At 71.9% G+C, this 23,137-nt stretch carries 19 protein-coding genes and 1 pseudogene; 11 read left to right on the top strand and 9 right to left on the bottom strand.

Annotated features, from left to right (window positions below; genetic code table 11):
- The 3 genes from E1281_RS41295 to E1281_RS19550 form a co-directional block, all read right to left on the bottom strand.
- Positions 1-282, bottom strand: a 282-nt coding sequence (locus E1281_RS41295) for a PDGLE domain-containing protein (RefSeq protein ID WP_207943371.1), incomplete at its 3' end; no start/stop codon positions are given.
- Between the two features lie 11 nt (positions 283-293).
- On the bottom strand, positions 294-989 hold the full coding sequence (locus tag E1281_RS19555; RefSeq protein ID WP_207943370.1) for an energy-coupling factor ABC transporter permease: 696 nt from the start codon (positions 987-989) through the stop codon (positions 294-296).
- A gap of 124 nt (positions 990-1,113) precedes the next feature.
- Positions 1,114-1,728, bottom strand: a complete 615-nt coding sequence (locus E1281_RS19550) for a DsbA family protein (protein ID WP_131880215.1) — start codon at positions 1,726-1,728, stop codon at positions 1,114-1,116.
- Positions 1,729-1,896: 168 nt separating this feature from the next.
- Here E1281_RS19550 and pepN point away from each other — a divergent pair, with 168 nt between their 5' ends.
- Entirely contained in the window at positions 1,897-4,431 is a 2,535-nt protein-coding gene (gene pepN / locus E1281_RS19545; protein WP_131880213.1) for an aminopeptidase N, read from the top strand.
- A gap of 87 nt (positions 4,432-4,518) precedes the next feature.
- On the top strand, positions 4,519-5,514 hold the full coding sequence (locus tag E1281_RS19540) for a hypothetical protein (protein WP_131880211.1): 996 nt from the start codon (positions 4,519-4,521) through the stop codon (positions 5,512-5,514).
- Here the strand turns inward: E1281_RS19540 and malQ are convergent.
- The gene (malQ, locus tag E1281_RS19535) at positions 5,495-7,600 is read right to left on the bottom strand and encodes a 4-alpha-glucanotransferase (protein WP_131880209.1); all 2,106 of its coding nucleotides are present in this window, start codon (positions 7,598-7,600) and stop codon (positions 5,495-5,497) included. The two genes, E1281_RS19540 and malQ, sit on opposite strands and share 20 nt — an antisense overlap.
- A 28-nt stretch (positions 7,601-7,628) precedes the next feature.
- Entirely contained in the window at positions 7,629-9,092 is a 1,464-nt protein-coding gene (locus tag E1281_RS19530) for an amidase (protein ID WP_207943369.1), read from the bottom strand.
- A gap of 349 nt (positions 9,093-9,441) precedes the next feature.
- On the opposite strand from E1281_RS19530, the gene E1281_RS19525 reads away from it, so the two are divergent.
- The 3 genes from E1281_RS19525 to E1281_RS19515 all read left to right on the top strand — a co-directional run bounded on the left by E1281_RS19525 (position 9,442) and on the right by E1281_RS19515 (position 12,742).
- The gene (locus tag E1281_RS19525) at positions 9,442-10,167 is read left to right on the top strand and encodes a nuclease-related domain-containing protein (RefSeq protein WP_243717125.1); all 726 of its coding nucleotides are present in this window, start codon (positions 9,442-9,444) and stop codon (positions 10,165-10,167) included.
- A 259-nt stretch (positions 10,168-10,426) separates the two neighbouring features.
- On the top strand, positions 10,427-12,289 hold the full coding sequence (gene ilvD, locus E1281_RS19520) for a dihydroxy-acid dehydratase (RefSeq protein ID WP_131880207.1): 1,863 nt from the start codon (positions 10,427-10,429) through the stop codon (positions 12,287-12,289).
- Between the two features lie 105 nt (positions 12,290-12,394).
- Positions 12,395-12,742, top strand: coding sequence for a DUF1330 domain-containing protein (locus tag E1281_RS19515; RefSeq protein WP_131880205.1), 348 nt, complete (start codon positions 12,395-12,397; stop codon positions 12,740-12,742).
- Here the strand turns inward: E1281_RS19515 and E1281_RS19510 are convergent.
- Together E1281_RS19510 and E1281_RS19505 are read right to left on the bottom strand one after the other, a co-directional pair.
- Positions 12,739-12,960, bottom strand: a complete 222-nt coding sequence (locus E1281_RS19510; protein ID WP_131880203.1) for a zinc ribbon domain-containing protein — start codon at positions 12,958-12,960, stop codon at positions 12,739-12,741. The two genes, E1281_RS19515 and E1281_RS19510, sit on opposite strands and share 4 nt — an antisense overlap.
- Positions 12,961-13,002: 42 nt before the next feature.
- Positions 13,003-13,512: an HNH endonuclease gene (locus E1281_RS19505; protein WP_131880201.1), complete on the bottom strand. Its 510-nt coding sequence runs from the start codon at positions 13,510-13,512 to the stop codon at positions 13,003-13,005.
- A gap of 274 nt (positions 13,513-13,786) precedes the next feature.
- Between E1281_RS19505 and E1281_RS19500 the strand changes: the two genes are divergently transcribed.
- Complete coding sequence (locus E1281_RS19500; RefSeq protein WP_131880199.1) at positions 13,787-15,874, top strand: prolyl oligopeptidase family serine peptidase; 2,088 nt, start codon at positions 13,787-13,789, stop codon at positions 15,872-15,874.
- 48 nt (positions 15,875-15,922) lie between these two features.
- Positions 15,923-16,714 (top strand): class I SAM-dependent methyltransferase, encoded by a 792-nt coding sequence (locus E1281_RS19495; protein WP_131880197.1) that lies wholly within the window; start codon positions 15,923-15,925, stop codon positions 16,712-16,714.
- Positions 16,715-16,832: 118 nt separating this feature from the next.
- On the opposite strand, the gene E1281_RS19490 is transcribed toward E1281_RS19495, so the two are convergent.
- Together E1281_RS19490 and E1281_RS19485 are read right to left on the bottom strand one after the other, a co-directional pair.
- On the bottom strand, positions 16,833-17,438 hold the full coding sequence (locus E1281_RS19490) for a GNAT family N-acetyltransferase (RefSeq protein ID WP_131880195.1): 606 nt from the start codon (positions 17,436-17,438) through the stop codon (positions 16,833-16,835).
- 6 nt (positions 17,439-17,444) lie between these two features.
- Positions 17,445-19,061 (bottom strand): XRE family transcriptional regulator, encoded by a 1,617-nt coding sequence (locus tag E1281_RS19485; protein WP_243717123.1) that lies wholly within the window; start codon positions 19,059-19,061, stop codon positions 17,445-17,447.
- A 421-nt stretch (positions 19,062-19,482) separates the two neighbouring features.
- Between E1281_RS19485 and E1281_RS19480 the strand changes: the two genes are divergently transcribed.
- The 4 genes and pseudogenes from E1281_RS19480 (at position 19,483) to E1281_RS19465 (ending at position 23,036) form a co-directional block, all read left to right on the top strand.
- Complete coding sequence (locus E1281_RS19480; RefSeq protein ID WP_131880193.1) at positions 19,483-19,779, top strand: hypothetical protein; 297 nt, start codon at positions 19,483-19,485, stop codon at positions 19,777-19,779.
- Positions 19,780-19,993: 214 nt separating this feature from the next.
- Positions 19,994-20,989 carry a mechanosensitive ion channel family protein gene (locus E1281_RS19475; RefSeq protein WP_131880191.1) on the top strand — a complete coding sequence of 332 codons (996 nt, stop codon included), beginning with the start codon at positions 19,994-19,996 and terminating at the stop codon, positions 20,987-20,989.
- 73 nt (positions 20,990-21,062) lie between these two features.
- Positions 21,063-21,422: pseudogene (locus E1281_RS19470) on the top strand (globin); the annotation flags it as partial.
- Positions 21,423-21,452: 30 nt separating this feature from the next.
- Positions 21,453-23,036 (top strand): glycoside hydrolase family 13 protein, encoded by a 1,584-nt coding sequence (locus E1281_RS19465; RefSeq protein ID WP_131880187.1) that lies wholly within the window; start codon positions 21,453-21,455, stop codon positions 23,034-23,036.
- The last annotated feature ends 101 nt before the right edge of the window (positions 23,037-23,137 follow it).

Here is a 23,137-nt window from a genome sequence, read left to right as displayed (position 1 = left end):
CCGCCGGATGGACCAGAAGAGCCCGCCGCCGACGAGGAGGACGGCCCCGACGCCGATCACGCCGGACAGGCCGGCCGACGCCCACTCGTTGCCGACGCCCTTCACCCCGTAGTCGCCGAGCGGGGAGTCGCCGAGCGCGTGGTCCTTCTCCTCGGCGCTGATGCCCTCCTCCTCGGCGACCTTCTCCAGCCCGTCCGGGCTGCCGCTGGCGAAATGGCTGACGATCCCGGCGAGGACGAGCGACACCAGAAGGAACGCGGCGAAGAAACGCTTGGTGGCCATCTGACTCCTCCTCATGCCTTGGACGCGCTGGGCCGGGTGACACGGAGTTCGACCGGCCTCAGGCGGTCGCGCGCCCCGTACACGAGGTCCGGCCGGACGGCGAGCACGCTCGACACGGTCACGGCGGTGATCAGCGCCTCGCCGATGCCGATGAGCACGTGGACGCCGAGCATCGCGGCGGCGACCTTGCCGATCGACACGTCCGCCGTCCCGTCCGCCGCGTAGACCAGAGTGAACGCCAGAGCCGACGCGGGCACCGACACGAAGGCCGCCGCGAACGCCGCCCCGGACACCGACGCCCTGCTCTTGGGCAGCACCCGCAGCAGCAGCCGGAACAGCAGGTAACCGACGATGACGGGGACCAGCGCCATCAGGATGATGTTGACGCCGATCGCGGTGAGACCGCCGTCCGCGAACAGGAGCGCCTGCAAGAGCAGGACGACGGAGACGGCCAGTACGCCGGCGTAGGGGCCGACGAGTATCGCCGCGAGCGCCCCGCCCAGCAGGTGGCCGCTCGTCCCGGCGGCGACCGGGAAGTTGAGCATCTGCGCGGCGAACACGAAGGCCGCCGTCAGCCCCGCGAGGGGGGCGATGCGGTCGTCCAGCTCGTGCCGGGCGCCGCGCAGCGCGACCCCGACACCGGCCACCGCGACGACGCCCGCCGCGATCGACCCCGGCGCATCGATGAAGCCATCGGGTACATGCACGCGAGTCACCCGCCCTATCAGTGTCCTACCGATAGGGCGAGTTTGACGCGATGCCCGAGTAGTTGCAAGGTGCTCGCAATAGCAAGAAAGCCGTGGCTCGGGCGTTACGTGGCCGCGGAGTCCCTCAGTCGAAGATCGGGTCGCTCGTGCGGCTGCGCTTCAGTTCGAAGAAGCCCGGCGTGGCCGCGACCGCGACGACGCCGTCCCACAGTTCGGCCGCCGCCTCGCCGCGCGGGATCGGCGAGACCACCGGGCCGAAGAACGCGCTGCCCTGGACCTCGATCACGGGCGTCCCGACCTCCTGGCCGACCCGGTCGATGCCGTCCTTGTGGGACGCGCGCACGGCGTCGTCGTAGGCGGTGGACTCGGCGGCGTCCGCCAGCGAAGGGTCGAGGCCGGCGGCGGTCAGCGCCTCCTCGAAGTAGGGGCGTCCGAACTTCTGCCTCTCGTGGTGGCGGCGCGTGCCCAGCTCGGTGTAGAGGCGCCCCAGGACTTCGGTCCCGTACTTCTGCTCGGCGGCGATGCACACGCGCGCCGGGCCCCACCCGTCCTTGATGCCCTGCCGGTACTCCTCCGGGACGTCCTTGTCCTCGTTGAGGACGGACAGGCTCATCACATGCCAGCGCACCTCGATCGGGCGCAGCTTCTCCACCTCGAGAATCCACCGGGACGTGATCCATGCCCACGGGCACAGGGTGTCGAACCAGAAGTCCACGGGGGTCGGAGCGTCCTTAGCCAACGTCGCCTCCTACAGCGCGATAAAGATTGCCTGAACTCGACAACCGGGGCGCGGTCACGTCGATTCCCGTCCGCGTGCGGGTTCCGAAGCCGTGGCGGACGGGCCGGATCGCCGTCCGGTTGGTAGACATGGGTGCACCAAGCCGAATAAGCCGACCAAGGAGTTCATGTGGCAGGCAACCTCACGCGCGACGAGGCGCGGGAACGGGCCCGGCTGCTCACCGTCGAGTCGTACGCGGTCGACCTCGACCTGACGACGGGTGACACCCGGTTCGCTTCCACCACCGTGATCCGGTTCGCCAGTGCCGAGGCCGGCGCGTCCACCTTCGTCGACCTGCACGACGGCGTCGTGCGGGAGGCGACGTTGAACGGCAAGGCGCTGGACCCCGCGTCCTATGACGCCGAGAAGGGGCGGCTGCCGCTGCCGGAACTGGCCGCGGACAACGAACTCCGTGTCGTGGCCGACTGCGCGTACTCCCGTTCGGGCGAGGGCCTGCACCGGTTCGTGGACCCGGTCGACGACGGCGTGTACCTGTACTCGCAGTTCGAGACGGCCGACGCGCACCGCATGTACACCTGCTTCGACCAGCCCGACCTGAAGGCGACCTTCGAGTTCACCGTGACGGCGCCCGAGGACTGGGAGGTCGTCACCAACGAGCCCGCCGAGTCGGCAGGGGGCGGCACGTGGCACTTCCTGCCGACGCCGCAGATCTCCACCTACATCACCGCGCTCATCGCCGGGCCGTACCACGTCGTCCGGGACGAGTACCGCCGCGACGACGGCACCGTCATCCCCCTCGGCGTGTTCTGCCGGGCGTCGCTCGCCGAGCACCTCGACGCCCCCGAGATCGTGGACGTCACCCGCCAGGGCTTCGCCTACTTCGAGAAGGTCTTCGGCCGGGAGTACCCGTTCACCAAGTACGACCAGCTGTTCGTCCCCGAGTTCAACGCCGGAGCGATGGAGAACGCGGGCGCCGTCACGTTCCTGGAGGACTACGTCTTCCGGTCGCGGGTCACCGACGCGGCCTACGAGCGGCGCGCCGAGACGATCCTGCACGAGATGGCGCACATGTGGTTCGGCGACCTGGTCACCATGCGCTGGTGGGACGACCTCTGGCTGAACGAGTCGTTCGCCACGTACATGAGCGTCCTGTGCATGGCCGAGGCCACCAAGTGGAAGGGCGCGTGGACGACGTTCGCGAACCTGGAGAAGGCGTGGGCGTACCGGCAGGACCAGCTCCCCTCCACCCACCCGATCTCCGCCGACATGGTGGACATCCGCGCGGTCGAGGTCAACTTCGACGGGATCACCTACGCCAAGGGCGCGTCCGTCCTGAAGCAGCTCGTGGCCTATGTCGGCCTCGACAACTTCCTGGAAGGCGTGCGGCGCTACTTCGACCGGCACGCGTGGGGCAACACCGTCCTCACCGACCTGCTGGGCGCGCTGGAGGAGACGTCCGGACGCGACCTGGCGGCGTGGTCGAAGGAGTGGCTGGAGACCGCCGGCGTCAACACCATGCGCCCCGAGTTCGAGCTGGACGGCGACGGGAACTTCACGTCGTTCGCAGTCCTTCAGGAGGCCGGCGCCGACTACCCGACCCTGCGGTCGCACCGCCTCGCCATCGGGTTGTACGACAAGACGGCCGAAGGCATCGTCCGGCGCGAGCGGGTCGAGCTGGACGTGGTCGGCGCCCGGACGGAGGTCCCGCAGCTCGTCGGCGAGAAGCGTCCGGACCTCGTCCTGGTCAACGACGACGACCTCGCCTTCGCCAAGATCCGGCTGGACGAGAACTCGCAGCGCACGCTGATCCAGAGCATCGGCGACATCAGGGAGAGCCTGCCCCGGGCCCTGTGCTGGTCGGCGGCCTGGGACATGACGCGCGACGCCGAGATGGCGACCCGCGACTACGTCCGGCTCGTCGCGACGGGCATCCGCGGCGTCACCGACATCGCGGTGACGCAGACGCTGCTGCGGCAGGCCCGCCTCGCCGTCCAGCAGTACGCGGACCCGGCCTGGCGCGGGGACGGCATGACGCTCATGGCCGACACGCTCGCGGACCTGGCGCGCGAGGCCGAGCCCGGCTCGGACCTCCAGCTCGCCTACACCCAGGCGTTCGCCGCGACCGCCGTCTCCGGCGACCACCTGGCGTTCGTCCGGGGGCTGCTGGACGGCTCCCAGGTCCTCGACGGCCTCACCGTCGACACCGACCTGCGCTGGTCGCTGCTGCGCCGGCTCGTCGTCATCGGCGAGGCGGGCGAGGCCGAGATCGACGCCGAGCACGAGCGCGACCGCACCGCCGCCGGGGAGCGGCACGCCGCCGCGTGCGCGGCCGCGATCCCGGCCGCCGCCGCCAAGGCCGCGGCGTGGGAGCGGATCGTGTCCGGCGACCTGCCCAACGCCGTCTACCGGGCGACGCTCGGCGGCTTCGTGGAGCCCGACCAGGCCGACCTGCTGGTCCCCTACGCCGACCGGTACTTCGCCGAGGTCGGGCGCATCTGGCAGGAGTGGAGCAGCGACATGTCCCAGACGTTCGCCGAGGTCGCCTACCCCTTCCTGGTGATCGAGCAGTCCACCGTCGACCGCACCGAGGACTACATCTCCGGCGAGAAGCCCCCGCCGGCCCTCACCCGGCTCCTGTCGGAGGGGCGCGACGGCGTCGCCCGCGCCCTGCGCGCCCGCGCCAAGGACGCCGCGCAGGCCTGATCCCGTCCGGTCCTGCCCCGTCCTCCGGAAGATGTCCCCCGGCCCCGTGACCATGGGATCCTTACCTGGTCACGGGGAGGGGATCGGATGGAGACGGCGCGGGACGTCCTGACCGCACTGGCGCGGCGGTACGCGTTCGGTGATCTGGCCGCGCTGATCGCGCAGGGCACCGTCGTCCCGGACCACCACGCCGACGCCGTCGCCGCCCTCTGCGCGTTCGGGCAGCGCGTCCTCGACCTGGACGCCGAGGACTTCGGCATGCCCGAGGACGCCGGCGAGGTCCCGCACGACCTGCTCGACCGCGCCCGCGCGAGCCGCATGCCGCAGGCGCCCCGGGAGCGCCCCCGCGGCGCCCTCGCCAGCCTCCGCCCCGCCTACTCCCTCCTCCTGGAGGTCATCGCGATCCGCTGGCACCGCCGCGACATGGCCGCCCTCGTCGCCGCCGTGCACATCGCCGCCGAGTACCTCCCCATGCTCGCGTGGGAACCCGTCCTCGGCCACGCCGGCGACCCCGCCCGCATCGGCGCGTCGGTGGAGGGCGAGGGCAGCCGGTTCGGCGTCCCCATCGAGCCGGGCTCGGCCCGCATGTGCGACCACACCCGCCCGGAACGGTCCGCCTGCGAGCGGACGCTGCGCGTCGCCAAGGAGCCGCCGCCCGGCTGGCGCGCCTACCTCGACCGCCAGCACAGCCAGGTCGCCTCCGCCCTCGGCGACTGCGCCGCCCGCTGCCGCACCCCCTGCACGGTCATGAGCCGCCTGGACGACCTCGTCCGCGCCGACCTCACCGACCGCTGCAAGCTCGCCGGCGACTTCACCGACGGCGCCCTCGTGAAGCTGCGCCATGCGGCCCCGGTCGGCCACGGCTTCGGCGTCCCGTCCCCCGAGGAGGTCCAGGCGGCCTGGACGCGCGCCCGCACGTCCCTCTCACGCCACCCGCTGGGGCACAAGGCCCTGTCCGGCACCGACGACGCCTACCCGCTCCCCGGCCTGCCCGCGCTCTTCTCCGCGATCGCGGCGGCCGACCTGCACCCGGACACGCTCCTCCACGACGTGACGACCCGCATCACCACAACCCTCGGATGAGGCTCGCGGGGTCGGAGAGGAGGTCGTCCAGGAAGATCGGGCGGCCGTCCGGCCCGGCCAGGGGGACGCGCCAGTTGGGGTATTCGTCCGTGGTGCCCGGCTGGTTCTGGGTGCGGCGTTCGCCTACGGCGTCGGCCAGGGAGATGCCTCTGAGACGGGCGGGGGTGCGGGCCAGGAAGCCGTGCAGGGCGGTCACGATCAGCTCGTCGTAGGCGGTGGAGCCGTCCGCCAGCGCCTGCATGATCTCGGCGGGCGGGGTCGTCAGCAGCTTCTCGGTGTGCAGGAGCGCCAGCCAGTCCCCCAGCTGGCGGTGATGGTCCTCCGCCTCCTCGGCGAGGGGGCGGGTGAGGAGGCCGAGGCGGTCGCGGAGGGCGATGTGGTCGCCGTGGACGAAACCGGTGATGGGCGGCATGTCGTGGGTGCCGACGGTGGCGAGGGAGAGCTCGCGCCACCGGTCCGGGGGCTTCGGGCGTCCCCGGCCGTCGCGTTCGAACCAGAGGAGGGACGTGCCGAGGACGCCGCGGTCGGCCATGCTCTCGCGGACCTCCGGTTCGACGGTCCCGAGGTCCTCGCCGACCACGACGGCGCCGAACCGCGCCGCCTCCCAGATGAGGCAGCCGAGCAGGGCGTCGCGGTCGTAGCGGACATAGGTGCCGTCGGCGGGTGACGCGCCTTCGGGCACCCACCACAGCCGCGACACCTGCATGGCGTGGTCCAGGCGGATGCCGCCCGCGTGCCGGAGCGCGGACGCCGCCATCTCGCGGAACGGCCGGTAGCCGTCGCGGGCCATCGTGCCCGGCCGCCACGGCTGCTGCCCCCAGTCCTGGCCGCGCTGGTTGAACTCGTCCGGCGGCGCCCCGACGCTCATCCCGGGCGCGAGCGTGTCCCGGTACATCCAGGCGTCGGCGCTGCCGTGCGGCACGCCGACCGCCAGATCATGGACGATGCCGACCCGCATCCCGGCGTCCCTCGCCGCCCGCTGCGCCGCCGCGAGCTGGCCGTCCAGGCGCCACTGGAGCCATGCGTGGAAGGCGGCACGCGCGTGGTGGCGGGGAGCGTCCACCGCGCCGTGGTCGCGGGCGTCGCGGAGGGAGGACGGCCAGCGCCGCCAGTCCGCGGTGCCCTGCTCCTCGCTGATCGCGCACCACGTGGCGTATCCGTCGAGCGCGGCGCCCTCGCGCCTCCGGAACTCCTCGAAATCCGCGTCGCCGCGCTCTCGCCGGAGCCGGTGCATCGCCTCGAAGGCCTCCAGCTTGGCCGCCCACACCGCGTTCCTGTCCAGCAGCCCTTCCCGCGCGCTCAGCGCGGCCGCGAGGACCGCGAACCGCTCCCGGTCCCCCGCCGGCAGCTCCGCGTACTCCGGCATGTCCTCGACGCGCAGGTAGAGCGGCGACGGGAAGCGGCGGCTCATCGGCGAGTAGGGGGACGGCCCGACCGGCGGGACGGGCTCGGTCGCGTGCAGCGGATTGACCAGGACGAAGCCCGCGCCGAGGTCCCGGCCGCTCCACGCCGCGAGGTCCGCCAGATCGCGCAGGTCACCCAGCCCCCAGGACGCCCGGGAACGCACCGAGTACAGCTGCGCCGTGAAGCCCCACGTTCGCGGCGGGGGCCGCAGCGCGGCCGGGGCCACCAGCAGACGCGCGTGGTCCGTGCGGCGGCCGCGCCGGACGCGCAGGTGGTGCCAGCCGGGCGGAACGTCCGCGAGCCCGGCCAGCGGCTCGAAACGCCGCTCGGTCGACGGGGTGTGCCTGCTCGGGGGCGTGAGGACCTCGGCCGTGGAGGTCTCGATGTCCACCTCGGCCTCCTCGCCGGAGCCCAGGTGGCGCCGGAGCTCCGCGAGGACCGGGCCGGTCGCCGGACCGCTCCCCCGGCGGACGACGATGGTGGGCGGCAGCGCGCATCCGGGCTCTCTGGCGCGTTCCAGCTCGGCCCTGACGGCGGCCGGGGAGGACGCGTCCACCCCGAGCGCCGCCAGGACCGCCACCAGCGTGCCGGGCGGCACGTCCACCCCGCGTCCGCGCCAGTCGGTGTAGCGGGTCGCGACGCCGTGCAGCCCGGAGAGGGTGTTCAGTTCTTCGTCGGCCACGCCTGCACCATGCCCGGTGCGGGCGGGCTCACGCCGTCCAGATGTCGGGCTTGCGGTCGATCCACGGACGCGCCTCTTCGAGCTGCGCCGCCAGGGAGATCAGCGTCCCCTCACCGCCGAGCCGCCCCGCGAGCATGACTCCGATCGGCAAGCCGGGCTTCCCCTTCTGAGGTGACGACCCCCCGGCGACCGCATCCGAGGTCCAGTGCAGAGGAACGTTGACCGCGGGCTGGCCGGAGATGTTGTACGGGGCGGTGAACGGGGTGAACTTCGTCTGCCGGTCGAAGTTCTCGGCCGGCTCCTGATCGTGGAAGTACCCGATCGGCGCGGGGGGCTGTGCCAGCGTCGGGTGCAGGATCGCGTCGAACCCGTCCATCACCGGGAACGCCGCGCGCAGCGCGCCCTGCAGCGCCGCATGGGCCTGGAAGAGCTGCGGCGCGGTCGTCGCCTCGCCGCGTCCGCGCAGCCAGCGGGTCAGCGGCTGGAGCAGGTGCTCGCTCTCGTCCGCGACCGGCGTGACCGTCGCCATCACGCCCCAGAGCATCAGGAAATGCGGGACGAGCTCGGGACCGAGCACCCGCGGCAGCTCGACGACCTCGTGCCCCAGTTCCTCCAGCAGCTCGGACGCCGCCTCGTAGGCGGCGACGCAGTCGGGATGCACCTCGGCGTCCGGCACGGCGGGCTCCATGCTCCGCGCGATCCGCAGCCGGCCGGGCGGGCGCTCGGCGAAGGACGCGAACGTGCCCTCGGCCGGCGGCGCGGCGTACAGGTCGCCCGGCATGTGCCCGGACATCACGTCCAGCAGGAGCGCCGCGTCGCGGACGGTCCGGGCGATCGGCCCGTTCGTCGACAGCCCGAACAGGTCCGGGACGACCGGCCCCTGCGAGACCCGCCCGCGGGTCGGCTTGATCCCGAAGAGCCCGCACACGCTGCTGGGGATGCGGATCGAGCCGCCGCCGTCGCTGCCCTGCGCGACCGGGGCCAGGCCGGACGCGACCGCCGCGCCTGCGCCGCCGCTGGAGCCGCCCGCCGACCGGGACGGATCCCACGGCGTGCGGGCCGGGGGCGCGACGCCGCCCTCGGTGTAGCAGGGCAGGCCGAACTCGGGCGTCGTGGTCTTGCCGAGGAGCACCGTCCCCGCCCGCCGGAGCGCGGACACCACGTTGTCGTCCGCGAAGCCGGTCAGCTCGGAGTAGACGGCCGAGCCGAACGTCATCCGGACGCCGTCCACCATGTTCAGGTCCTTGATGGGGACCGGGACCCCGTGCAGCGGAGGCAGGTCCGCCGGGTCCGCGGCGTCCAGCACGGCCTTCTCCGCCTCGCGGGCCTGTTCCCTTGCGCGGTCGGCGGTGACCGTCACATAGGCGCCGACCTGCTCGTTGAGCCGTTCGATGCGGGCCAGGTAGTGGTCGGCGAGCTCGACCGGAGATACTTCCCTTGTGCGGACGGCCGCAGCCATCCGGGTGGCGCTGAGGTCATGGGTTTGTGTCACAAACCGGAACGCTAGACGCCGTGTGCGCGGGCATCAAAGAGGGCAGGGACGACTGCAACGGCGGAAGGAGAAGACTATCGGCGTACCCATCCGTCCCGGCAGTGAATCACCCACGGACGGCGACAGAACTATTAACCCTGCATGACTAGTCGCCAACCGGTCGGATGATTACTCTGCGCACGGAGGATCATGCCCCCGATGGGAAAGGAATACGGAGCGTCAACTCATGGCGATCATGGAGCGGGGCAACACGCAAGGAGCCCGGGGCCAGCCCCGGGGACAGTCGGAAACGGCGGGGGCGAAGGCAGCGGGGTCGGAGGAGAAGCGTGAGCACCACTACCAGGTTCCGGTGAAGGAGCCTTCCCAGGAGAGCACCGCCGCCGCGATGCTCGCCGATCCCCGGATCCGCCGCTGGCGGTGGACGGCCGTGGCCGGCGTCGTCGCCGGCGTCGCCGTGACGCTGGCGGCCGGCTGGCGGCTCGGCCTCACCGTCGCGGTCCTGGTGGTCGTCGGGGACGTCGTGCGGCGCTCCCGCAAGAGCTCCACCGTCGCCGCCTGGCAGAAGCCCTCGGCCGCCGAGCGGCGCACCGAGAAGCAGCTGAAGTCGCTCCAGCGCAACGGGTACGTCGTGCTCCACGCACGCGCCGTCCCCCGCGACGACGACGGCGTCAGCGACGGGCGGATCGACCACCTGGTGATCGGGCCGAGCGGCGTCTACGCCATCGACTCCGAGAAGTGGGACAAGCGCCTACCCGTGCGCACCATGTCCCACCTCAAGCTCTTCCACGGTCCCTTCAACAAGAAGGACCGGCTGGACGAGGCGCGCTGGGAAGCCCAGATGGCGAGCAGCATCCTCGCCGAGCGGGTCGGTTTCGAGGTGCCGGTGCAGCCCTCCGTGGCGATCTACGGGCCGTCCATCCCGTGGAAGGTCATGCGGGTCCGCGACGTCGACGTCTACGCGGGCAACCGGGCGCGCGCCTACCTGCGCCGCCGGCCGAAGATCCTGACCGACGGCGATGTCCAGCGCATCTTCCAGGCGGCCGAGAAGGCCCTGCCGCCGAAATACCCGGATTGATTGCAGTTCCCTCGTCTCAAGGCCCGGCCCGGTGGGGCCTCACCACCGGGCCTCGCCTACAGGCCTCGTGCCGTGCCGGGACTCCGCGTCCCGGCTTTTTTCATGCCCGCGCACCGGTTGGTAGCATCGAGGACACGAGCCGGCCCGCGCGCGACCTCCGCTGAGCCGGCCGCAGCGCCGCGATCCGCCGCTGCACGCGCACTCGGCCCCCGCACCGGCGGGATCGGCTCACGTCACAGGTTGGAGAGAGGTCACACACATGCCACCGCTCAGGTCACGCACGGTCACCCATGGCAGGAACATGGCGGGCGCCCGCGCCCTCATGCGGGCCAGCGGCGTGGAACGCGAGGACTTCGGCAAGCCGATCGTCGCGGTGGCCAACAGCTTCACCCAGTTCGTGCCCGGCCACGTCCACCTGGACGAGGTCGGCAAGGTCGTCGCGGGCGCCGTCCGCGAGGCCGGCGGGGTGCCCCGGGAGTTCAACACGATCGCCGTGGACGACGGCATCGCCATGGGCCACGACGGCATGCTGTACTCGCTGCCGTCCCGCGAGGTGATCGCCGACGCGATCGAGTACATGGTCAACGCGCACTGCGCCGACGCCCTGGTCTGCGTCTCCAACTGCGACAAGATCACCCCGGGGATGCTGCTGGCCGCGCTGCGCCTCAACATCCCGACCGTGTTCGTCTCCGGCGGCCCGATGGAGGCCGGCAAGCCCGTCGAGGGCGTCATGGACGGCAACAAGCTCGACCTGATCGACCCGATCATCGCCTCCGCCGACGGCTCGATCGCCGAGGACAAGCTCCTGGAGATGGAGGAGAGCGCCTGCCCGACCTGCGGGTCCTGCTCCGGCATGTTCACCGCCAACTCCATGAACTGCCTCACCGAGGCGATCGGGCTGGCGCTGCCCGGCAACGGCACCGTCCTGGCCACCCACACCGCGCGCCGCCGCCTCTACGAGGACGCCGGCCGCACCGTCGTCGACGTCGCCCGCCGCTACTACGAGAACGACGACGAGTCCGTCCGGCCGCTGAGCATCGCCACCCGCGACGCCTTCGCGAACGCGATGGTCCTGGACGTCGCGATGGGCGGCTCCACCAACACGATCCTGCACCTGCTCGCCGCAGCGACCGAGGCCGGCGTGGACTTCGGCCTCGCCGACATCGACGAGATCTCCCGCCGCGTCCCCTGCGTCTGCAAGCTCGCCCCGGCCACCGGCAAGTACCACGTCGAGGACTGCCACCGCGCGGGCGGCATCCCCGCCCTGCTCGGCGAGCTGAACCGCGGCGGCCTGCTGAACAGCTCCGCCCACTCGATCCACTCCGCGTCCATGGACGAGTTCGTCGCCAAATGGGACGTCCGCTCCCCCGACGTGCTGCCCGAGGCGGTCGAGATGTACCACGCGGCGCCCGGCGGCGTCCGCAGCACCTCCGCGTTCTCGCAGAGCGCCCGCTGGGAGTCCCTCGACCTCGACCGCGAGGGCGGCTGCATCCGCTCCGTCGAGCACGCCTACACCGCCGACGGCGGCCTCGCCGTCCTGCGCGGCAACATCGCCCCGGACGGCGCGATCGTCAAGACCGCCGGCGTCGACGAGGAGCTGTGGACGTTCACCGGCCCCGCCGTCGTGTTCGAGTCGCAGGACGACGCCGTCGAGGGCATCCTCAGCGGCAAGATCAAGGCGGGGGACGTCGTCGTGATCCGCTACGAGGGCCCCAAGGGCGGCCCCGGCATGCAGGAGATGCTGTACCCGACGAGCTTCCTCAAGGGACGCGGGCTCGGGAAGGCGTGCGCGCTGATCACCGACGGCCGGTTCTCCGGCGGCACGTCCGGACTGTCCATCGGGCACGCGTCCCCGGAGGCCGCGGGCGGCGGGATCATCGCCCTCGTCGAGGACGGCGACCGCGTCGTGATCGACATCCCGAACCGGGTCCTCGACCTCGACGTCCCGTCCGACGAGCTGGAGATCCGGCGCGAGAAGCTCCTGGCCGATTTGGGCGGCTACCGGCCTCGCGACCGCCACCGCCCGGTGAGCGCCGCCCTGCGCGCCTACGCCGCGATGGCCACCTCCGCCTCCACCGGCGCCGCCCGCGACGTCGGCCAGCTCGACCGCCCCGTCGGCTGAGCATTACCCGTCAGGTAATCGCCTCCGTTCCCCGCGTGGGACAGAGTGGACACGCCGGGCCGGGGCCAGAACGGGCCCCGGCCGCACCACTCGGAGGAGATGGCGATGACCGCCTACGCGCTTGCCCACCTGTACCCGCAGCCGCCTCTGCACGACGACGTCTTCACCTACATCGAGCGCATCCAGGGGACCATGGATCCGTTCGGCGGCCGGTTCCTCGTCCACGCCACCGACCCCGTGGTGATGGAGGGCCCGCTGGAAGGCGGCTACGTCCTCATCGAGTTCCCCGACATGGACAAGGCCCGCGCCTGGTACGAGTCGGACGCCTACCAGGCCATCCTGCCCATGCGCACCGACCACATGGAGGGCACGGCCGTCCTGCTGCAGGGCGTCCACGACGGCTACGACGCCACGGCGACGGCCAAGGCGATGCGTGCCGCGCAGGAGGGCTAGGAGCAGCAGCCTCCGCCGCAGCAGCCGCCTCCGCCCGCGCTGGGCGGGGGCTGGGGGGCACCGGCGCGGGACGAGCCGGTCATGGCGACCGTGGACAGCAGCTTGACCGTGTCGTCGTGGCCGTCCGGGCACGGGGCCGGATCGGACGCGTTGATCATCGGGCGGGAGACCTCGAAGGTCGATCCACAGGCGCGGCAGCGGTAGTCATAACGAGGCACGCCATCAGGATACGCGCGACGCGCGGGCGGCGGGGCCGCGCGTCACGCGGCGGGTTCCCGCACGTAGGCCGCCCACTGGGGATCGCCGTCGTTGACCAGGCCGATGAGGCGCCAGTGGGCGCCCCGGGGAACGGCCGGGGTGATGGCGAGCGTCCACCCGAGCTCGGACAGGAGGCGGTCGGCCTTGCGGTGGTTGCAGGTCATGCAGGACGCGACGCAGTTCTCCCAGACGTGCTTGCCGCCGCGGCTACGGGGATGGACGTGGTCGATGGTCTCGGCGCGGCGGCCGCAGTAGACGCAGCGGAAGTTGTCGCGGCGCATCAGCGCGGCGCGGGTGAGGGGGACGCGGGTCCGGAACGGGATGCGCACGTAGCGGCGGAGCCGGATGACGGAAGGCACCTCGATCGCCATCGTCGCCGAGTGCAGGACCGCGCCGGAGGTGTCATGGTGGACGATCTCGGCCTTCTCCCGAAGCACGAGGCAGACCGCCCGCCGGAGCGGAAGCGTGGTGAGTGGTTCGTACGTCGCGTTCAGGAGGAGGACCTGTCGCATCAGACGCCCTCCGCCGGGCCGTGCTGCGGGTTCGCCTCGGCGGGCGCGGCGGGGCGCGCCTCGAACCGAGGCCCGATTATTCTCTCGGGTTCCTGCGCTCTCGCCATGAGGACCTCCCCAGGGGCGAACCGACCAAATCAGTGTGGCGTCTCAGGGAGGCCGTCCGCTACCCCAATAGTCCCCCTTCGAGCGGCTGATCGAACGCAAACCCGTGTTCGCGGTGGGTCGCGGCGTGCGGAACGGGCAGTCGGCGACGGCCAATACAGTTCAACCTATGACGCCCTATCCGCCCGCGCAGCGCCAGGACATCGTCGAGGACATCCACGGTCACCGGGTCGCCGACCCGTACCGCTGGCTTGAGGACGCCGGCAGCGACGCCACCAAGGAGTGGCTCGCCGCGCAGGACGCGCTGTTCCACAAGGTCGCGGACGACCTGCCCGGACGGACGGCGCTGCGGCGGCGGCTCGGGGAACTGCTCGGCGCGGGCAGCGCCGGCTCCCCGGTGTGGCGGGGCGGCCGCTCCTTCTTCACGCGCCGGGCCGCCGACCAGGAGCACGCGGTGCTCTACACCGTGGACGCGGACGGTTCCGAGCGCGTCCTCATCGACCCGATGGCCCTCGACGCGGCCGGGACGACGACGCTGGACGCCTGGCAGCCCGACAAGGAGGGCCGCAGGCTCGCGTACAAGGTGTCGACCGGCGGGGACGAGGAGTCCCTGCTGCACGTCATGGACGTCAGGACCGGCGAGCGGGTGGAGGGGCCCATCGACCGGTCACGGTACTCGTCGGTGGCGTGGCTTCCGGGCGGGGACGCCTACTACTACGTGCGGCGGCTGCCCGCGCGGGACGTCCCGGAGGGCGAGGAGCAGTACCACCGGCGGGTCTACCTCCACCGGGTCGGCACCGAGCCCGACACCGACGACGTGCTGATCTTCGGTGCGGGCATGGACAAGACCAACTACTACGGGGTCGGGGTCAGCCGCGACGGGCGCTGGCTCACGATCTCGTCGTCGCAGGGCACGGCTCCGCGCAACGACCTGTGGATCGCCGACCTGTCCGCGTCGCCGGCCGAGGCGCCGGAGCTGCGCGTCGTCCAGGAGGGCGTGGACGCGGGCACCGGCCTTCACGTGGGACGGGACGGCCGCGCCTACATCTTCACCGACCGCGATGCGCCGAGGTCCCGGCTGTGCGTGACCGACCCGGCCGACCCGTCGCCCGGCACATGGCGGGACCTCGTTCCCCAGGATCCCGAGGCGGTCCTCACCGACTTCGCGATCCTCGACGACCTTGAGCGGCCCGTCCTGCTGGCCGGGTGGACGCGTCACGCGATCAGCGAGATCACCGTCCACGACCTGGAGAGCGGGGAGCGGCTCGGCTCCGTCCCGACACCCGGGCTGGGGTCGATCGGCGGGATCATCGAACGTCCCGAGGGCGGCCACGAGGCGTGGTTCGGCTACACCGACAACGTGACGCCGTCGTCGGTCATGCGCTACGACGCGCGGACCGGCGAGACGACGCTGTGGGCGTCCGCTCCGGGCACGGTCGAGGTCCCGGAGGTCGAGACACGCCAGGTAGCCTACACCTCGCGGGACGGGACCGAGGTGCGCATGCTGGTGGCGTCCCGCCCCGGTCTCTCCGGACCGCGCCCCGCGATCCTGTACGGGTACGGCGGCTTCAACATCTCGCTGACGCCGTCGTACTCGGCGAGCATCCTGGCCTGGGTGGAGGCCGGCGGGGTGTACGCGATCGCGAACCTGCGCGGCGGGTCCGAGGAGGGCGAGGAGTGGCACCGCGCGGGGATGCGCGAGCGCAAGCAGAACGTGTTCGACGACTTCCACGCCGCCGCGGAGAAGCTCATCGAGGACGGCCTGACCACGCCGTCGCAGCTCGCGATCTCCGGCGGGTCGAACGGCGGGCTGCTGGTCGGCGCGGCGCTCACCCAGCGTCCCGAGCTGTACCGGGCGGTGGTGTGCTCGGCGCCGCTGCTGGACATGGCCCGGTACGAGAGGTTCGGTCTCGGCCAGACGTGGAACGACGAGTACGGGACGGCCGACGACCCGGAGGAGTTCGGCTGGCTCATCGGCTACTCCCCCTACCATCACGTCCACGCCGGCACCGCCTACCCGGCCGTGCTGTTCACGACGTTCGGCAGCGACACCCGCGTGGACCCGCTGCACGCCCGCAAGCTCTGCGCCGCCCTCCAGCACGCGACCGCGTCGGACGCCCCGGTCCTGCTCCGCAACGAGGCGGAGGTCGGCCACGCCGCCCGTTCGGTGAGCCGCTCGGCCGACCTGATGGCCGACACGCTGACCTTCATGGCCGCGCAGACCGGCCTCGGCCTCCCCGGGCCGGAGGCCGGATGACGAAGACGAATTGACCAGTGGTCTAATACGAGGGTGGGAGAGTCGACGGTGCGGAGTTCCTCCGCGGAGCGCGTGCTCGGGCTGCTCAGGGAGCCGCCCGCGGAGCCCGACGTCGCGGCGGGCTACCTGGACCTGCTCGGACCGTCCGGCCGGCCGTCTCCGTCGCCGGTCCAGTCGGTGATGGAGTCGGCGTTCCTGCCGCAGATCTACGAGCGGGTGTGGCGGCCCGTCGGCTTCAACCTGGCCAAGGGATGGCCGATCGGCCCCGACACCGCCACCGAGCACGCGATGACCCGCGACTGGCTCGGACTCTCGCAACCCGGCGACGCCGCCCGCCCGCCCGCGGCCGTGCTCGACGTGGCGTGCGGACCCGGCAACGTCACCCGCGCCCTGGCCGAGGGCGTCGGACCGGACGGCCTCGTCACCGGGCTCGACGCGTCCGAGACCATGCTGGCCCGCGCCGTGGCGGACACACCGGTCCCCGGCCCCGGGGACGCCGACGTCTGCTACGTCCGCGGCGACGCCGTCGACCTGCCGTTCGAGGACGCCTCGTTCGACGCCGTCTGCTGCTTCGGGGCGATGTACCTGTTCGACGACCCCTGGGCGGCGCTGGACGGCATGGCCCGCGTCCTCAGGCGCGGCGGCCGGCTGACCATCCTCACGTCGCGGCGTCCGATCCCGCTGCGCACCGCCCGCATCGGCGGCGAGCTCATCCGCCGCGCCACCGGCTACACCGTCTTCGGCGACCGGGAGGTCACCAGGGCTCTGGCCGACCGGGGATTCACCGGAATCAGGCAGCACCGCTACCCGCTGATGCAGGTCGTCGGGGGCCGCCGCTGACCCCTCACTTTGCGATGAGGAGGGATGACGCTACGCTCCCACCAGTACGCGCACGGGACACCGTGCGGCAGTCCCCCCTCCTGGGGTTGGGAAGCCTCCAGGAGGGGGATCGGGGACTCTAGCGGAGTCGCTTCTCTATGTAGATGTTGACTATGCCGCCGATGGTCTCGCGGCGTTGTTCCGTCCAGCCGAACTTGCGGTAGAGGGCCAGGGCCGGAACCTGGAGTTCGGTGGTGTCGGCGCGGAGGACGCGGTACCCGAACTCCTTGGCACGTTCCTCCAGGGCTTGCACGACCGCGGTGCCGTAGCCGCGGCGCTGGACGGCGGGCATGACGCGCAGGCGAACCATCTCGACGGCCTCGAGGGTCGGGTTGCCGGGCGCGTACCCGCCGAACGCGCGGGCCCGTCCGCCGGGGACCAGGTCGGCGCGGCGCAGGCCGCCCATCGCGACGATTCCGCCTTCGAGCTCGCCGACGATGAACTCGCCGTCGTTGCGGAGGTAGATGTCCTCCATCCGGAAGAAGTCGTGGTCGTAGTAGACGCCGTCGCCGGGACGCAGCCCGACCTGGGCGAGTCCTTCGCGGTGCAGGGCGAGGACGATGCCGTGGTCGGCGGCGCGGTAGCGGCGCAGCCGCAGCTCTCCGAAGCTCCACACCGGGGGGTCGTCCTGGACGCGGACGAGGGTGTGGGAGGGGTGGTCCCGCCAGGAGGCGCTGTCGGCCATTCCGGGTCAGACCTGCTCGGCCGGGGGGACGGACGGGGTGTCCTGCGTGGGACTCGTGACCCAGGGACCGGCGAGCGCCTCGTAGAAGTCCTTCAGCGCCGGGCTGTCGCCGTGCTTGGCGGAGACCGCCGCGCCGATCTGGCGGGCGCGGTGCACGAGGATGTCTGACCGGTGGTCGGACGGCAGTTCGAGGATGGCCTCCCGCCCGGCCGCCAGCGCGGCGTCCGGGTGCCCGGCGTGCAGTTTGCACATGGCCCTGTCGAGGCGCACGAGGGTCAGGTCGACGCGGTCGGTGGGCGAGTACAGGGTGAGGGCGTGGCTCAGGACCTCGTCGCCGTGCTTGTGGTCGCCGAGGCTGGTGAAGGTGTCGCCCTCGTAGAAGGCCATCTGCCGGTCGGTGAACCCGTACACGAGGTCGCTGGTGTCGGCCTTGGAGAGCTGGTCGAACACCGAGCGGCCGCGGACGAGGGCGCGGCGGGCGCTGGGGGCGGCGTCGCCGCGTCCCCGCATGGCGAGCATGCCGAGGGCGCGGGCCTCCACCGCGGGCGCCATGGCCCCGGCGACGCCGGGGGTCCGGCCGGCGAGGTCCTGGGCCTTGCGGGCCAGGTGCAGCGCCTCGCGGGGGTCGCCGTAGTACATCGGCACCAGGGACTCGCGGACGGTCACCCAGGCGCGCAGCTGGCGGTCGCCGGTCTCGTCGGCGGCGGTGCGCGCGGTCCGGAAGAACGAGCGGGCCAGCCGGTGGTCGCCCAGGTTGATCATGATCAGCCCGGACAGCCCGGACAGCTGGGCCGCGATCCGGCACAGCCGCTCCTGCAACTCGACCGGCTGGCGCTTGTCGCACATGCGGCGCACCTCGCTGAAGTCCAGCAGGACGTCGCAGAGCATCCGGAGGGACGGCGTCGCCTGGTACTGCCGGCCGTAGCCGTAGGTCGTCTCCTCCCACTGGTCCAGCATCGTCGGCGAGACGGTCGCGCCGACGAGCGTGTCGTCCATCTTGCGGCGCAGGTTGTCGACAGCCCCAAGGAACTGACCGTCGAGCGCCACGCCCGCTCCGGCCAGCAACTGCAGAAGGGTCCTACGAAGCACGATGTCCTCCTCTCCCACATCAATGGTCAGGGGGCCGTCGGCGCGGTCCGGGCCCCTCAGGTCGTTGACGGTTACCCAGGGGCGTTCGCCGGACCTGGGGACGATCGCCCCGACGATTGCGTCGGGGTCTTGCGCGGCGGGTCGCTCCGGCTGGCGCGGCTGGGGGACGCTCGCGACGCCGTGGCGGACCGCGTGGCCGCGGCCGCAGATGCAGGGGCTCTGGTAGTCGAGCGCGTCCGGCTCCACCCGGTAGACGGCACAGAGGTAGTGCAGATATTCGGGGCCGGGTCTCTTGTAGCCGCTCTCGTAGGCGGACAGAAGCGTCTCCCCGAGCCGGGGAGCCGGCTTTCCGTCGACCTCGTAGAGCGCCTTGACCTGCGCCACGATGTCGGAAAGCGCGACACCGTGGGCCAGGCGGTGCGCCTTGACCCGGCTGGTGCCGAACAGCGGCCCGCACTGCTCGTGGATCTCCTGCGCGATCTCGCCCGGCCCCTGCCCCCGAGCCAGGGCGCGCGCACGGATCCGGCGAGCCACGTCCGTTTCTTTCCGAGGGGGGTCAGTCATCGACTCCGGCCTCCTCCCGTCGTGCCGGGACGGCGCTCCCCGGGGGAGAGGGCGCTCGTCCTTGCCACGGCGACCGGTCACTTGATGGCCACGACAGATAATCTGTCGCGCACGCAGCGTAACCCTCGCCACAGGGGCGGCCAAGCGATTCCGCAGAAGAAGCGCCGGTCCGGAGGTGTCTCGCCCCCCTCAGGTAGAGATTCTTCCTCCACCGGAAGCGAGACTTCTCCTGAGGTGAGGGAATTCGGTACCGGGACGTCAACCGGCCCCTTGACCCACCGCCATGAGAGTTGCAATTCTCGCCGCGAGTGACCGAACGGATTCACAGAGTCGATCAAATGCCGGTGCTCGCCCGCGGAGCCGGCGCTCTCCCATGGAGGGGGTGTGAAGGGTGGTCAGCGACACACGCGTCGGCTACCTCGAGGAGCTGGAGCACGAACTCGACCTGCAGGGCCTGGTCGCCCGCGTCGTCAGGACCCGCTCGGGACCGGCGTTCCTGCGGGTGGTGAACCCGGACGCCGCGAGCCTCGCCGAGGACGTCACCTGCGCCCCGGCGCCGGAGACCGCCGACCACTACTTCTGGTGGTCCTGGGGAGAGCGCATGCACCGGGTCGACGACGTCGGCGGCGCCGCCCTCAAGCTGCTGCACGTGCTGAAGCCGCTCCCCCGGGAGGTCGAGGTCCCCTAGACCGGGCGTGTTCCGCGGGGCCGCGGCCATAGCGGCGCGGCAGCCGCCGGCCTCGCGGGACACGCCCGCCGATCAGCCCCTCCCCGGCCAGGTCGTGGCATGTGCCGGCGTCTGGACGAACCGATCGGATCCGTCCCCTACGATCGGGCTCGTACCCGCCGCGGGTTCACGGCGAGGTGTCAAGGCACCGGAATGGCCGGGGAGGGTCTGCCGCATGTCACTCGCCGTCGAACCGCTGCTGCCGTGGACCCAGGACGGCTCCCCCGAGGCCGCGTGCCGCGACCGGGCGCCCTCCGCCTCGTGCCGGCTCGTCTGGAACGTCTCGCACAACACCGACTTCACCCGGTTCTACTCGACCTGGCTCGACGGCCCCCTCACCACCCTGTTCTGGATCATCGTCACGCTCGTGGTCGCGCTGATCCTGAAGAGCATCGCGCACCGCATGATCACCCGGATCACGCTGCGGATGGCCGAGGGGACGATGTCGGAGCGGGTCAGAGAGCGGTCCCGGACGGTCTTCGAGGGCAACCCCGCCCTGCTCAACAAGCGGCGCGCCCAGCGGGCCCAGACGCTCGGCTCGGTACTGCGCTCGATCGCGTCCGTCCTGATCATGGGGACGGCCCTGTTCAGCGTCCTGGGCTCGCTCGGCCTCAACCTCGCCCCCATCCTGGCCAGCGCGAGCGTCATCGGCGTCGCGGTCGGCTTCGGCGCGCAGAACATCGTCAAGGACCTCCTCGCCGGGCTGTTCATGCTCCTCGAAGACCAGTACGGCGTCGGCGACTTCATCGACGTGGGCACCGCCAAGGGGACGGTCGAGGCCGTCACCCTGCGGGTCACCCGGATGCGGGACATGGATGGGGTCGTCTGGTACGTCCCCAACGGAGAGATCAAGAAGGTCGGGAACGAGTCCCAGAACTGGGGCCGCGCCGTCCTGGACATCCCGGTCGACATCCACGAGGACACCGAGCGCGTCAAGGAGCTCTTGCAGAACACCGCCGACGAGATGGCCGCCGACGCGCCGTGGAACGATCTCGTCCTGGAGGAGCCGTCGGTATGGGGTGTGCAGGCCCTCGCCGGGGACGCCCTGGTCATCCGCGTCGTACTGAAGACGGCACCGGGCAGGCAGGGCGACGTCGCCCGCGAACTGCGCGAGCGCGTCAAGCGGACGTTCGACGAGGCGGGCGTCACGGTCGCGACCCCCGCGCCCTGACCGATCAAGATCGGCGGCAGGGGGCCGGAACGCGCGCGTCTCGCATAGGGTGGGGAGCGCTATGGCTGACAAGGTGACCTTCTACGAGGCGGTCGGCGGCGAGGAGACCTTCCACCGCCTGGTGCACCGCTTCTACCAGGGTGTCGCGGAAGACCCCGACCTTCGCGCCCTCTACCCCGAGGAGGATCTCGGTCCCGCCGAGGAGAGGCTGCGGCTGTTCCTGATCCAGTACTGGGGCGGGCCGGGCACCTACAGTCAGCGGCGCGGGCATCCCCGGCTGCGGATGAGGCACGTGCCGTTCGTCATCGGCGAGGCCGAGCGGGACGCCTGGCTGCGTCACATGCGGGTCGCCGTGGAGGAGCTGGGGCTTCCCGAGCAGCTGGAGAAGCAGCTGTGGGACTACTTCACGATGGCCGCGCAAAGTCTGGTGAACGCCCGGACATAAGCGGGTAGATCGTCCTGTATGACGCTGACCCCCTGGTGGCGCGACGCCGTCGTGTACGAGGTGTACGTCCGCAGCTTCGCCGATTCCGACGGGAACGGTGAGGGCGACCTCCAGGGGATCCGCTCTCGTCTCGGTTACCTGCGCGACCTCGGCGTGGACGCGCTCTGGCTCACTCCCTTCTACACCTCCCCGCTGGCGGACGGCGGCTACGACGTGGCCGACTACCGCGACGTCGACCCCAGGTTCGGCACCCTGCGCGACTTCGACGCCCTGGTCGCGGACGTCCACGCTCATGGACTGCGGCTGATCGTCGACATCGTCCCGAACCACTCGTCGGACCGGCATCCCTGGTTCCGGGAGGCGCTGGCCGCCCCGCCGGGTTCACCCGCGCGTTCCCGCTACATCTTCCGCCCGGGAAAGCCCGGGGAACGTCCCGGTGAGGAGCGGCCCCCGAACGACTGGCCGTCGGCGTTCGGCGGTCCGGCGTGGACGCGGACGGACGACGGCGAGTGGTACCTGCATCTCTACGCGCGCGAGCAGCCGGACTTCAACTGGCGCAACCCGGAGGTGCGGAGCGAGTTCGAGGAGATCCTGCGGTTCTGGCTGGACCGCGGCGTGGACGGTTTCCGCATCGACGTGGCGGCCGGCCTGTTCAAGGACGCGTCGTTCCGCGACCTCGGCGGGCAGGACCGCCGGGCGTCGGACGGCCCCATCTACAGCCGTCCCGAAGTCCACGACGTGTACCGGCGCTGGCGGCGGATCCTCGACGAGTACGACGGCGACCGCATGGCCATAGGCGAGGTGTGGACGGACGGACCGGAGGACCTCGCGCTCTACCTGCGTCCAGACGAACTCCACCAGGTCTTCCAGTTCGACCTGCAACTCGCCTCGTGGTCGGCCACCCAATTCCGTGACGTGGCGACGGCCGCGATGAAGGCCGTCGCGCCTACCGGGGCCGCGCCCACCTGGGTGCTGTCCAGCCACGACTCCATCCGGCACGTCACCCGGTACGAACGGCCGGAGAGCGTCCCCGGCATCGGATACGCGAGGGCCAAGGCGGCACTGCTGATGCTCCTGGCCCTTCCGGGGTCGGCGTACCTGTACCAGGGGGAGGAACTCGGCCTGCCCGAGGTCCTGGACCTGCCCGACGAGGCCAGGCAGGACCCCATCTGGGAACGCACGAACCGGCGGCTCGCGGGACGGGACGGCTGCCGGGTCCCGCTCCCCTGGGCGGGCACCGCCGAGCCGTACGGGTTCTCTCCCGACGGCGTCCGCCCGTGGCTGCCGATGCCGCGGGACTGGGCTTCCAGGACCGCCGAGGCGCAGGCGTCCGACCCGTCCTCCATGCTCGCGTTCTACCGCGAGGCCCTGGCGCTCCGCCGCCGGATGGCGAACGACCTGCCGGACGACCTGGAGTGGCTGGACTCCCCCGAGACCGCGGTCTTCTTCAGGCGGGGACCGCTCACCTGCGCCCTCAACTGCGGCGAGAACCCGGTGCGCCTCCCTCCGGGCACCCCGCTCCTCACCAGCACCCCTCTCTACGGCGACCTCCTCCCCGGGAACACCGGGTGTCTGCTGGAGTCAGGGCCCACTGCGGCATAGGCGGTGCGCCGCCCCCGTGCGAGGGGTCGACGCACGGAGGCGGCGCACCGCCGGCCTGAGCGGGTCCGGCTACAGGGGCGGGCGCTGGAGCTGGAGGGGGT

Origin of the sequence: Actinomadura sp. KC345, assembly GCF_004348515.1 — a bacterium.
Taxonomy (GTDB): domain Bacteria; phylum Actinomycetota; class Actinomycetes; order Streptosporangiales; family Streptosporangiaceae; genus Spirillospora.
Note: the sequence above shows the minus strand (reverse complement) of the source record. Positions and strands in the feature narration are given on the sequence as shown.

What these genes read in the sequence shown, in the direction of transcription:
- E1281_RS19540 (WP_131880211.1), top strand. Translation starts at nt 4,519, where the DNA reads ATGGAGACGGCGCGGGACGTCCTGACCGCACTGGCGCGGCGGTACGCG.
- ilvD (WP_131880207.1), top strand. Translation starts at nt 10,427, where the DNA reads ATGCCACCGCTCAGGTCACGCACGGTCACCCATGGCAGGAACATGGCG.
- E1281_RS19515 (WP_131880205.1), top strand. Translation starts at nt 12,395, where the DNA reads ATGACCGCCTACGCGCTTGCCCACCTGTACCCGCAGCCGCCTCTGCAC.
- E1281_RS19505 (WP_131880201.1), bottom strand. Translation starts at nt 13,512, where the DNA reads ATGCGACAGGTCCTCCTCCTGAACGCGACGTACGAACCACTCACCACG.
- E1281_RS19500 (WP_131880199.1), top strand. Translation starts at nt 13,787, where the DNA reads ATGACGCCCTATCCGCCCGCGCAGCGCCAGGACATCGTCGAGGACATC.
- E1281_RS19490 (WP_131880195.1), bottom strand. Translation starts at nt 17,438, where the DNA reads ATGGCCGACAGCGCCTCCTGGCGGGACCACCCCTCCCACACCCTCGTC.
- E1281_RS19475 (WP_131880191.1), top strand. Translation starts at nt 19,994, where the DNA reads ATGTCACTCGCCGTCGAACCGCTGCTGCCGTGGACCCAGGACGGCTCC.
- E1281_RS19465 (WP_131880187.1), top strand. Translation starts at nt 21,453, where the DNA reads ATGACGCTGACCCCCTGGTGGCGCGACGCCGTCGTGTACGAGGTGTAC.